This window comes from Trichormus variabilis 0441 (assembly GCF_009856605.1).
GTDB lineage: Bacteria > Cyanobacteriota > Cyanobacteriia > Cyanobacteriales > Nostocaceae > Trichormus > Trichormus variabilis.
In genome coordinates this window covers 254,961-268,021 of the sequence record NZ_CP047244.1, presented here as the reverse complement: position 1 = coordinate 268,021, position 13,061 = coordinate 254,961, and the positions used below count along the sequence as shown (strand labels likewise).

At 37.2% G+C, this 13,061-nt stretch carries 5 protein-coding genes; 2 read left to right on the top strand and 3 right to left on the bottom strand.

Annotation, left to right across the window (positions count from 1 at the left end):
- Positions 1–48 precede the first annotated feature (48 nt).
- Entirely contained in the window at positions 49–636 is a 588-nt protein-coding gene (locus GSQ19_RS29250) for a hypothetical protein (RefSeq protein WP_011316680.1), read from the top strand.
- A 70-nt stretch (positions 637–706) separates the two neighbouring features.
- Positions 707–1,939: a DNA cytosine methyltransferase gene (locus GSQ19_RS29245; RefSeq protein ID WP_153228402.1), complete on the top strand. Its 1,233-nt coding sequence runs from the start codon at positions 707–709 to the stop codon at positions 1,937–1,939.
- 77 nt (positions 1,940–2,016) lie between these two features.
- Here GSQ19_RS29245 and GSQ19_RS29240 read toward each other — a convergent pair whose 3' ends face one another.
- The 3 genes from GSQ19_RS29240 to GSQ19_RS29230 are packed head-to-tail and all read right to left on the bottom strand — an operon-like array spanning position 2,017 to position 12,786.
- Positions 2,017–4,719: a DEAD/DEAH box helicase gene (locus tag GSQ19_RS29240; protein ID WP_011316678.1), complete on the bottom strand. Its 2,703-nt coding sequence runs from the start codon at positions 4,717–4,719 to the stop codon at positions 2,017–2,019.
- 19 nt (positions 4,720–4,738) lie between these two features.
- Complete coding sequence (locus tag GSQ19_RS29235; protein ID WP_011316677.1) at positions 4,739–10,300, bottom strand: hypothetical protein; 5,562 nt, start codon at positions 10,298–10,300, stop codon at positions 4,739–4,741.
- On the bottom strand, positions 10,300–12,786 hold the full coding sequence (locus GSQ19_RS29230) for a sacsin N-terminal ATP-binding-like domain-containing protein (RefSeq protein ID WP_011316676.1): 2,487 nt from the start codon (positions 12,784–12,786) through the stop codon (positions 10,300–10,302). The genes GSQ19_RS29235 and GSQ19_RS29230 overlap by 1 nt, the downstream gene beginning before the upstream one ends.
- Positions 12,787–13,061 lie beyond the last annotated feature (275 nt).

The following is a 13,061-nucleotide window of genomic DNA, read 5'->3' as shown; positions in this document are numbered from 1 at the left end:
TCTCTGTCCCTTGAGTTGCTGTAATTGCATTTAGGTGAGGGATCATTTATGAAAAACTATGAAATGCTCAAGAGTTTACCCAAAGAAAGGTTAGAAGCCAGACAATTTCTACGCCACTGTTTCGGTATTGCAGAACTCAGCCCCCCAGAACTTCTTGAAGAAGAAACAGATTCGCAATACCGCAAAAAATGTATCACTGTACTATGTGCAGTCTTAGGTGTACAAAGACCAACAGTTCGTAAGTGGGGAAGCGATCTCAACTTTGACGGAATACCCAACTACTGCAAAGTTTCACTTGCTTACATTCACGCGGCCGAAATCGTACCAAACCAGCTAAATAGCATCTTGACAGGAGAATACAATGCACCGGAAGTAGACGCTCAAACCTTTCTTGAAAAAATACTCCTTGAAGGGTTAACTGAAAAACAAATACTGCAAACCGTTTCTCACGCCAATTTTCGCGCAACTTGTGTCAAAACCCTCACGCAAGTATTACATATTGGCACCAAATCAGTCCAAGATTGGGGTCAAGATATGTCGTTTCACAAAATGCCCAAAATTCACAAGCATACCTTGAGCTATGCTTTGGCTGCTATCTCCAAATCGTCATCAAAAAATTGGGAAAAAGCAGCCTGATTTATTTAAATAGTCGAATTAGGAAACTTGGTCTTAAAGATAAAACCGCGCATTATATTAGCGCAGAAAAATGAACTCAACAGCAACAAACAAAAAAATAGCTATTAGCCTATTCTCCGGGGTGGGTGGATTTGATTTGGGATTTGAAGCAGCAGGATTTGAAATCGCGATCGCCATTGATAATAATCCCATCGTCCTAGCAACATACCAACATAATTTCCCGCACGCCACAGTCTTGTGCAAAGACATTCGGGAGGTGACGGCGCAAGAAATACGTGCCTGTATTCAGGCGAAGTATGTAGATTGGGACGGGGAAATTCATACCGTTTTTGGTGGCCCACCATGCCAAGGATTTAGCGTTGCTGGACTGCAAAATGTTGAGGATGAGAGAAACTCGTTGGTGGGGGAGTTTGTTCGCCTGGTGTTGGAACTCAATCCTCTTGCGGCAATCATGGAGAATGTGCCAGGGATTGAGAATCAGAAGTTTGGCTGCATTACTGCTAACCTCCAAGCAGTGCTAGAAGAACATTATTTTCTCTCAAAGTGGAACCTCACCGCTTCAGATTACGGAGTTCCGCAAGCTAGAAAAAGGGTGTTTTTTGTTGCATCTAAGTTTGGAGAAATTATACCGCCGGAGCATCAACCTCAACATACAGTTAGAGATGCGATCGCGGACTTGTTGCCAGTCCCCCTACTCCCCAAGCAAAACACTCAAGAATGGCATCCAGATTGGGTGAAGGGAGAATATGCTAAGTATCTTGAAAAAATATTCCCAAATTTTGGTATAGTAACTAACATTGAGACGGGATTCGCAGCGACAACACATACACCAGAAGTAATTCAGCAATTCATCAACACTCCCCCAGGTGCAAGGGAAGCTAAATCCAAATCAAAGAAGCTGCAATGGGATGGATTCTGCGTGACGTTAAGAGCGGGGAGTGGCAACCGCACTGCATTGCGTCCCCTGCATCCAGAACAGCCACGAGTTATCTCAGTTAGAGAAGCTGCTCGTTTGCACAGCTACCCCGATTGGTTTAATTTTAGTGAGGCAATACTCCACGCCCAAAGAGAAATCGGAAATTCGGTACCCCCATTGCTTGCATATGCTGTGGGAATGCAAGTTAAAGAACATCTAGAATGCAATATCAATTATCAGATTAAGTGCCAAAATAGGCATTTTTGCCAATTTTTAACAATTTATTGCAATTTTAAGAATATATTTATTTTTGTGAATGAAATGCTGTCTTTAAGCGGGTTAAGGAAAATCAGCAAAGAGCGATCGCCTCCTTTCAGCAAGAGGTAGACGAGCGATTGGGGAAATTCGTCGCCTGAAAGCAGAGGGCGAATCTTTTGGGCTTGTTGATTTTTTAAAGCGATATCTTAAATTGCTTCCTTGGCTGGAAGAATTACGCTGATTGCTTGAATAGCTGGCACTTTGAAAGGAAGATTTAAGCCATTCAAATTATTTTCTAAAAACTGTTCTGCATCGGCTAGCAATCGACTAATTTCATTCGCGTTTAGTTGACAAGCATTAGAAGATTCAGACATTTTCTTTAATTCTGGTAAGTATTGATTTAATGTGGCTATTAGTTCCCAATCTTTCACAATAGTTGCTTGCTTGAATAAATCTATGCTTACCCCTACAACAGCTTGCCGTACATTAGACTGGATACCAGTCACGCGGTCAATAATCAAAAAGATAAATAAAGGTTGTTTTATACAAGGTAAGACAGTTACACAAGCAGTAAAACTCGTAGCTTCTGACAAAGCTGCATTAAACAGTTTGTGACCAACGCCAAGCAAATGATGTGCAGGATTTTTATCACCTCGATAACGATTAAAGTGTACCTCTTCGTACTCTCTTTGAATTGCTGATTCAGTACGCCAAGTATCAGGTGTTATAAATGAGAAGCCTTCATCTGTAAATTTTATTCGTCGCTTATTCAGTTGCAACATTGTCAAAAAAAATGATTGTAAATCGGGTAAATCAAGTTGTGGTAGTAAAGGAGAAACTTGTTGAAAGTCAAATTTATCGCAGCTCCCAACAATTTCCTGTACAGTAGCGATCGCATCTTTTCCACCAAATTTAGCAGTTTTGCTATCGAACCATTGATTTAAATCTTCATGATGTCTGTCAGCTTCGCTAAAAATTTCTCGAAATAACTTTGGTGATGTCATCCCCAGAACAAGTTGTAGCAAATCTTCTGGTTCATCCATTACTTGCTGTAGAGATTGCATGATGTTATCAATCTTGCGATTGAGTTTGTCCCAAATTAGGGTTTCTACAGTCTGGGGGTTACGTAGTGTAATTACTTCTACTGCTCGTTTTTGCCCGTAACGATTCAAGCGGCCAACTCGTTGGTGTAGACGCATAGGATTCCAAGGCAAGTCTACATGAATCAGAGAATAACAATTTTCTTGCAAGTCGATACCTTCACCACCAGCCTCAGTGGAAATAAGAAATCTGACCTCTCCCTTGTTAAATTTTTCGGCAGCATTTTCGCGTTTCTCTCGCAGACTTATAAATTGATTAGATGCGCTAATAACTCCCTCTGCAAGTTCGTCACCATTAATAAAAGTAACGCACCGATCGCCATATTGAGCAACCAACGCAGACATTAGTAATGATTGCGTTGCTTTATACTCTGTGAAAAAAAGCACTTGGCGGTCAGTAAACTGATTGGCAACCACATCCAGAATTTTCTGAATTTTTGTTTCTTCCCTGATGGCACTGGCAGCTTGTACAAGTTCTCTCAGACGAGGTTCCTCATCTTCCATGAGTCGGATCATTTCTGTTAATTCCAGAATCCGTTCTTCCAAACGATTAATTTCGTCACTATTGAGTTTTTCCTCGTCCTCAAGGTCATTGAATTCTTGCTCTAACTCCTGTTTTCGTTGTTTCACCTTATCGAGTTGCTTCCGGTTGTTATCAATTCGTCTTAAGCGACCTTCTAATGCTCTGCGAATTGCTGCTACTGAGCTAGAAGCAAGCTTTTGCATACAAATCAAAATCAACATGACTGCCCGTTGGTTAAAATCATCAAGTCCAGAAGCATAAGCTTTTCCTGTCAGGATAAACTCAGTTAGCTGTTCGTAGAACAGTGACTCTTCAGGCGAATAATCGTAAATTTCCGATCGCACCTGTAGAGGTAGAAATAATTTATTCCCCTTCATATCTGTAACAGACTGCTTGTTGTTGCGAATCATTACACTTCGCAGCGATTGCAATTGCTCCTTCAAAAGTTTTTTGGGATGGAACAGGTCTTCTCGTAAAAGCTTAAGTAGAGAGAAAAACTCATAGTTTTTGCCGCGATGCGGTGTTCCCGAAAAAAACACAACTGAACGGACTTTTTTATACCTGTTAACCAACTTATCTATAAAACTATATCCAAGGGTCGGCCCACTTTGTTCATCAGCATTAAGATGGTGTGCCTCATCAACAATTAGTAAGTCCCAAGGTTCTGCATCAAATAGACGTTTATGGCGATCGCCGCTATTCTTGCGGAGTGTAGGCAATGAAGCAATTACCTGATGATGCGTGTTCCAGAAATCGCTTTTCAATGTATCTGCTTCAGTTATGTATCGTGTACAGCGAATATCAAACATCACCCGCAGTCGGTGTTGCCACTGCTCAACAAGAGAAGCAGGGCAGACAATTAAGATACGCTTCACTGCTCCCTTACTCAAAAGTGTCCAAAGAATAAGACCTGCCTCAATAGTTTTCCCCAGCCCAACATCATCAGCAACCAAGCAACGGGCTGGTAGTTCCTGAACAACCCGACGACAGACCCATAGTTGATGGGGTAGTAGAGCAATCCGTGCCAGAGAAAATATACCCCAAACATCATTAACCGAGCGTATTGCCAATGCTTGCACGCGAGCAATCACCTCAAGCGAATTATGCGACTTTAGGGAATTGATAGCTTCTTCCAGTGAAGAGAGACGAGTGAGTTCTTCTCTAGGACATTCTTCCAAACCATGCTCAAAACGGACAATAACCGTAGTTCCTTCATCAGTTCTTACCTGACCATTGCCGTGTTTGGGATGAGATACACTATTGCCTTGCTTGAATTCGATATCCATATTTAAAATCCTCATTCTCTCAGCCCATATATGATCTAGGAATTACTCGACCATCTGATAGTGTTACAAAATCACTATCTTCACTAGAATATTCGTACTGTGAATGTTCTTCATCGGAAATACTTTCATACCAGCTAACATCATCTCGAACCTGTATTTTCGCAAGATTTAAGCGATTAGCTCGTGAAGGTTCTTCAGGATAGAGTTCAAAGGGAATATCAAAGCAGTGGTGAAAAATTGGTTCACCTTGTAAACCTAATCTCTCAAATTCCCGCTTTAAAAATTTATATATTATTGTGGATGTTTTATAATCTGGTTTACTTAAATCTTGACAACCAAGACGTATTAACAATCGTCTTACATTTGCTCTAGGCACAAAACAGTGTTGATGAACAGATAGTTCGGTAATTGGATTAATAACCTCTAGACGTACCAGTTCTCTCAATACGAAGTTTGCGCCAATACCCAGTGGTAAGGGTGGCGCATCGGCTCCACCTCCTTGGAATGCCGGATTAGTTCTTGGAGCAGTAATATGATGTAAATTAAAATTAGTCTGTATGTTTTCAATACTAAGGAAAGAATCAATATACTCATTTAAGTAGTTAGCAATTCGATAAATACTAGGAAATTTTTCCATCCAGTAATACCAAGTTGTATCTTCAATTTGGTCATCCATATACTCATTCAATACTTCCATCCATTTCTTAGAAAGTGCGCTGGGATTATTTTCTGTAAATATTTCCCACCAATATCGCTTTAAACAAAAACGAATAAAATCTCGATGCTGTTCGTGTTTTGTACGACCCATTGTATGGGTAATGCCAATGAAGAAAAGCATTAGCCAGGCACTGCGATCGCGATTTTGTAATTTCTGTTTAAGTTCATCAATGGTTATAGGATAAAGACGCTCATTATATTTCTTAATTTCAGTAATGTGATTTACTTGCCACCAAGTATAAATTTCTGTTAGTGTTTTATCAATATTAAACGTTGGAATTTCCGGGATAATTTCCTGAACAATTTCGTTGCGGTTTTCTTCTAGTGATGAGTTACTGACCTCAGCCCAAGCAATTTCCCCTCTGATTGCCTGTTCAACCTTTTGTTGAAAAGAATTAACCTTTAGGATTTCTTGAATACCTTGATCATTCTCTATCCAAGTTTTAGCGGTACAATTCCGCAGTGCATTGGCAAATCCTTGTTTGCGCTCACCCGATGCCAAGTACTGACGCACAGCTTGCTGTTTATCCTGGGTCTTAGCATTGCGTGCCCATTCCACCATTTCTTGTTCTGATATAATATCTCTTGGCTTACGGCATGCAAGGAAAAACTCAAGGCTAGTTACAGCATAATCTGGATGCAGTAATCGGTCATTTGGAGCAAACTCAGCCAGTAAACTTTCTTCTTGGCTTGCTCCTTTAACTAAGAGCTTCAATGCTGTAATGTACTTTTTGTTATCTTTACTTTGGAAGTGGACATTCTGTAGTGCTATCTTGATGCGCTCGCATTCCTGGCGATGGGATACTTGTAGCTGTTCCAAACAAGCGGATGTAATAATATTCCCTAATAAAGCTGCTGTTGTGGGATCAACTTGTTTTCTTTCGCCTAACTCCCAATCTAGAATGTCAACAAATTGCAGTTTCTCTGGTGTGCTAGGAATGATACTGAGTAACTTTTCAACATATTTCCAGACTTTACTGTGAATAACACAGTGAGAAGGGCAATTTTCTTGGAATTTTCTCCAGTTTACTATTTTCTTAAAGTACTCTTCTTCCGCAATAATACCTTCAACAACGTAGCTGACATTCTCTAGTGAAATTAATTGACGATAAATTTTTCCGTACAAACCATTTGGTAAAGCTGCATGATTATTAATGAGATAACCTATGCCACGATCTGCACTACTAAGCGCGCTCCGGATTATATCCATCGTGTTGTAGACAGTATCTTTTTCTAACCAATCTACAACCAGCACATTCCAAAGGAATTCCCAAAAAGTGTACTCATCTGCTGACTCAATTTTGAGAGTTTGGCACAGTGTATCCCAGTTACGATGTGATTGATGGAATAGTTCACCAAGTTTTTCGCCTAAGCCTTTACCTATTTCTTGAGCAATTTCCCGATTTCGTGCAGAATTGGAATCTAGGTTTGTGCGCCCCGTCGATAAATCAAACATGGCATTAATGACAAACCTTAAGCCTAATTTTTCTTTTGTGGGAGCAGTCACCCAGAAAGTAGGAAAGTCTGACAAAGGCGAAGGCGAACTACTTTGTGAGAATTTTCTGGGGATTACAATGGCAATGGAGGCATCCTTAACTTGAAAACAAAGCAGGTTATAACTGAACCACTCTCGGACAGGTTGCTTTACCTGTGGAATCTGGATTTGCCCGAACTCAATACCTGAAATTCCCAGTAGGTTAGTTGGTTGCCATGTCAGAAATTTCTTAGGAGAGGAAACTAAAATAAATTTGCAGGTTTTAATAAATTTAGCGAAGACAAGCAGTAGATTTACATTATCTTCAAATTCAGCCACAACATTACTAATATCAGCATTTGCTTTAGAATCTATTTCTAAATGAATTAGTGTGCCATCTGTGAGATTTGAGGAAGATTGCTCACTTTTTAAGCGAGAACTTAGATTATTCAATAGATGTTTATCTTCCTGTATACAATGTTCTCGAGGTAAAGTGAAAGGAAGTAATCCAGCCTGAACGACAAAGCTTAAATCGCCACTGATTACCTTTGGTTCTTGAGAAATCAAGTGAACTGTTTTAAAACCCAAACCAAATTTACCCGTTGTATCTTCAGACTTATCAGAAATATTGAAAAAAAGCATTTTTAGCAGGTCTTGGTTAAAGCCTTGCTGACTAAAATCTTCTGTACGATCATCAGGGTGAATATAGAGATTAATGGGTCTTCCCCAGTGCATTACAGTCAAAAATTGAGTATCCCAATAAATAACATAGCGTCCTCTATCCTGATGAATATGACCCAGCATCTCGTTTAATTCTGCAAGAGCATCATCAGCATTTTGAAATAACTCAAAAAGAATACTATTAGCATTGTATCCATATTTGCGAATTTCTTGGCGAACCGATTCTAATATAGATTTTTTAACATTTTCATCATAATTAATTAACTTGTAAATAGAATTACTAATATCGCTAATACTATTTTTAACCTTTTCTATTCTTTGATTAAAATATTTTTCTAAAGGCTCTTTTTTTTCTTGTTCTTCAAGAGCAGTAAGTCCAAATTTCTCATTATTCAATTGCTTGATTAAAGATGTAATTTCATGTTGATTTGGCTTTAGCCTACTTAACAGATTGTCTATATTTTTAAGAATATGATTTCTCGTAACTTTAACCTCTAGTTGTCTAGGTTGAAAAACAGACTCATCCCATATATCCTTGAGTAATTTTACTCTTGTGACAGCTTTATAAATACGTTCCAAAAGAAATTTAGCAGAATTAAAAAGTATATTGGGCAACTCATTTTCTACAGAATCTTTTGGTTTGAATGAAGATAGTCTAATAAGTGATGTAGTATCAGTAGGCTCCATAATAAAGATGTGTTCAGGAGTTTGACTCTGAGATATCATCACATCGAGGGAACCACCAAGAAGACTAACCACAGATATTTGTTGATCTTCATTGGATAATACAGAAATAGTAAAATTTTTCTCCATTAATGAATGACTCCATAGCAATTGATGCCTAATATCATCAAAATTGCGTCCTCTGAGGTAATCTTGAGCTAACTTTTGCACTTCTGTGTCAGTACCGGAAAGTAAGCTTAAAAAAATACCAATTGCCTCAGAAGGGATATAAGAACGCCAAGGACGAAAATATTCTTCCAGAATCTGAGCGTTACTTTTAACACTTTCAGCCAAATAATTATCTTCTACAGTATTATATTTAGGTGGTAAAGAAAGATTAGCTAACCATTTACTTAATATTTCCTGTTGAGCTTCTATCAGAATATATTCGTTGTCGATACCAGTAGAGCAGCTAAGAGCATGAGGAAATTTCCATTTACTAGATTTGTTCAGTAGTTGAATTTTTGGTAAAAATTTTTGATAAAACTCTGGTAATGAATTGACAGCCATTTTTAAGTAAAGATTGTAAAGTAAAACTACTTCTTCAGAAGGACTTTCGTAACTTTTTACAATCCATTGTAAAAGTTTAACTAACTCTTCTGTGCCAATTGGTTTTAAGGCTTTGCTAAGAATATATTTCTGAAACTTATCAGGTAATATCTTTTGTGCCAGCTTTAAGATAGGAAAGCCTTCATAATACTTAAAAGTTTTTAAGAAGCTATCTAGATGAACTTCATGTATATCTATATTACCAATATGATATTCTTGAAGTATATCAATAGCCTCACCAATTGCGTCTAGAGCAAGATCACCTGTGACGAATAATTCCTGTATCTGTAATTGTTGTAAACATAAACTAATATCATATCCGAGCATTTTTGGGGTAACATAATCCCAAGGTTCTATCAACTTTAAAATCGTTGTAACATCATCTTCGAGACTAGAAAAATTTATAACTTTTTGTATGCTAATAGCTCTTGCATTAGCATCAATTAACCATTTTTTATTTTTTAATCTTTCCAAATTATCTTTACTAATATTTCGCTTACGAGTAAGCATAATTTTTATAACTTTAAGAATTACTTGGCAATAATTAGATGGTTCATCTATTTCTTCTAATAAAAACTCAAGAATATTATCGTCATACCAAGATTTTGGTAAAATTTTCTTGATTGGCTCAGAAAAGGGAATATCCTCAGATAGCATAGATAGTGTAGCATAACTACTTTTTTCGGACTTAAAAACCATTTCTAAAGCCTGTTCTATTTCTTGTGCCTGCTGTTTAATAAAATTTTCTGACACAAGAACGACTTTCTCAGGGGAAATAACACCTCCTGATTTTAAAGGCAACCATTTAGTCTGTTTTAGTCTTGATATTAATTCTTCGTTTACTTGAGGTAGCAGCTTAAGGATTATTAAATAAAATTTGGCTGGATGCTCCTGATTCAAAATTACATTGATTGCAGTTTGTGGTGTCCACTGAGTAATCCAGTTTTCTCGTAATGCATCGCTAATTTTAATGAGGGTAACAATATCTTGGAATTGGGAATCAAGTGGAAAAGTAGGGTTGTCTAAATAGGTATTAGTAGTAATATTAACTAGTTTACCATCTACTGTTTCATGCAATGGCAGTCTCTTCCACAAGGATTCACAGCTTGAATTAGATGAAATTTGTCTCAAAATTTCTTTCCGTTCTTCTTGTGATAAATCATTTCCTGTAATGGATAATGAATTAGTTAATAGCTCATTGATGATAGTTTCGGGTTCAATGTATTCTATAAATAGAGTATTACAAATTTCAGGTTGAATCTTACCTGCAAGCATAGGTGGAATTATACGCCATGATTCAAGCACTTTATGAGCAACCTTTTCCCATACAGGTTTTCCGCGTGAAATGTACAAAGTATCATCACTTTCATATTTGTCTCTATTGCCATGCAGCAAAAAGCGTAGTTCGTAAAAATTTTTGTGTCTAGGTAAATTCATTAGAGTAGTTCCTCCAGTAATTTTGCACGATCTTCTATATTAGATAGTTCTGGCTTTTGTTTAATCAAACTTAGACAAGCAGAGTGATTGCACCCCCGTATTTCTTCCTCTAGAAAATTGTTGGCAATTGTATTATTAACTAAAATAATTGTCTTGTTTTTCAAGGCCGCTTGTAGGGCAGCAGCAATTTTTCTACTGTCCGATAAATTCAAAAATAGTAATCCTTGTTGTTGTAGATTTACAAGGTTTGAGGGAGTATAAACCTCAGAAATATTACTGCGGCAGTTAAATACAGAAACAAATTTTAAGTCTTTAGTATATTCTCGAAATATAACCATTTCCTGTTTAGGAATAGCTTTAATAATTTGTAGAATAAGTGTTTCGTTCTGTTGAATATCAGTTTTTGAATGTCTTACCAAGTAAGAAACTATTAATCCTGCATCATGTCCAGAAATTTTAGGTTCTGTTTTTCGCTGTGGAGCAAAATCCATTGGAAGAATCAAAATATTAACCTGATTTTGGATAATCCGTAATATTTGTGTATCATTACATGGGAGTTCAAACCAATTTGACTCATCGATAAGATTAATAACTTTTTTTAGAGAGTCTTTCAAATGTGTAAGACTCATTAGTTCTAAATTAATAAATACCTTTAGAAGAACAGCCTTTAAGCAATTCTGTATTTTCTCAGTCAGAGAATTTGAAAATAATTTCAGTAAGTTAACCAAAAAATCTATACATTCAACTTGCTCAAATACATTTTTTAGATTAAGAGATTTTAGTATTGCTTGAATGTCTGATTCCTCCCAATTATCTGGCTTGCAAGACGTAAATAGATTAGGGGTATCTGACAACACAAGACAATATTCTTTAGCACATCTGCATAGTTCTGGAAATGCTGACCATATTTCCTCTGAGATGCTTGGTAATGGCAAAAACTTTTGTGTTCTCTTCACTAACTGCCAGTCATATTGTTCTGGCTGAAGTTGATAAACCCAGAAATCGTCAGTATAAATATATTCTTGACAAGTTGTGGATTTAAATATTTTGGTTTCTCTCAATGAAGCACAAAGATTTGCAATATCCTCTCGTTCAAGTTGATGTCGTCTACAAAATTTATTTAAAGCAGGTAAAAGATTATATAAAGTGCCAACAGTAGCAAGAATAGCATTCCACTGTCTAATCATGTCGTTCTCATTTTCGGGAAGTTTCCAACAAATTCTATCCTCGCAAATATCCTTTAATACCTCAACATAACGCCGTCCAGAATCAGGAAAGAAATAACCATGAAGCAGAAGCGTATAGTTCCAATTACCATCACATTTACAATTTTGAAATTCGGTAACATCTGACTGTTCATCTACAAGTGGTAGGAAAACCGCCCATTGAAGGTTTAAACTTCCTTCTCCTTGCACCGGAGTTCGAGAAAAGACAACTGCACAATGGGGGACTGCTTTATCGGGTTGATTCTCTATATTTCCTTCTTGATCTTTTGTATATGGCTTTGGCCAATGTGTGGACTTTTTGATGTCATCTAGTGTTGTGGGAGGAGAAGGTAACAATTGATGAAATTGATTGGCTGCTAAAATAGCCTCCCAACCTGCATAATTAGTAATAATGGTTTGGGCATTTCGATTTCTTAGAGAAATACAGCCAAATAGCGGTCTTTGCATCTTCGGAATGTCTTTCCGGTCTGGCTTCTCGGACTTCGGATAAGAACAGCATTCCGCTTTTGCATCTAAATAAACATGGAATTCTTCTTGCAATTGCCCTGCATCATTAGGTAGCCAATAGTGAACTTCTCGAAGCGATCGCAACATAGGTAATAATGTAGTAATTTTCTCACCCATATTCTTAGGAAAGTCTTTTTCGATCAGACGCTCATCATAATAGTTATCTACAATACAGCGATTATTATCAGCTTCTTTTCGTCGTAATGGTATCCAAAGAATGAAATACTGTTTACCTAGTAAAGCTTGATTACTCAAATAATTCTCTACAATTTCTTTATCTTTTACTGTTAGTTGTTTCCATTTAGGTTGTTTTGGATCGGTAGGATTTGCCCAAGGATTAATAAATTGGAACCGATAAGGATCACCTCTAAGCAATTCTGAACTAGCAATATAAAAAAAAGCTTCACAAAGGTGAAATATGCTTTTCTGTCCAAGTCCAAATTTTCCAATTTTAGCGGAATCTTTAGCGTTTAAATCTATTCCAAAGTAGCGAATTGCTTGAGCATCTTCATCACGAAAACTACCATCATTAATAAAAAATAAGGCAGGACATTGCAGCAGAGGATGACTTGCAGTGTCAAAACCACTAGATACTCCAATATCCAGCCTTTTAGCGCCACCATCATTCGCATTTTGAATGATTTCTTTGATGATGGGAAAACCTTGTTTGTAACGTTCTTTGAGTAAGGTTTTAATTTGTATAGCTGCTGGGGGATACAAAAAACCTGTGCTGTCTTCACCTAGCTCTCTCATGTATCGCACCTTGTACTTGATAAACTACTTAAAATTTCTGTTTAAATGATACATATTGCCGCACAAGATTTTTTGAGCAGCTTTAGTAGCTATCATAACTGCATAATTTTAAATTCACATAGAATAATGAATGGCATCTTTAGTCTGAAGCAGTCTAATTAGACGAAATAACCACTCATAAGCAGGTATCAAGGCAAGCAACAATGAAAGAGTTATAATCGTGAAAGAGTAATAGCTGGTTTTAAGTATATACACTGAGAAAGCAACTATTATTA

Bases quoted from the DNA above. Each gene is read 5' to 3' on its own strand.
- GSQ19_RS29230 (WP_011316676.1), bottom strand. From the start codon at position 12,786: ATGAGAGAGCTAGGTGAAGACAGCACAGGTTTTTTGTATCCCCCAGCA.
- GSQ19_RS29235 (WP_011316677.1), bottom strand. From the start codon at position 10,300: ATGAATTTACCTAGACACAAAAATTTTTACGAACTACGCTTTTTGCTG.
- GSQ19_RS29250 (WP_011316680.1), top strand. From the start codon at position 49: ATGAAAAACTATGAAATGCTCAAGAGTTTACCCAAAGAAAGGTTAGAA.
- GSQ19_RS29240 (WP_011316678.1), bottom strand. From the start codon at position 4,719: ATGGATATCGAATTCAAGCAAGGCAATAGTGTATCTCATCCCAAACAC.
- GSQ19_RS29245 (WP_153228402.1), top strand. From the start codon at position 707: ATGAACTCAACAGCAACAAACAAAAAAATAGCTATTAGCCTATTCTCC.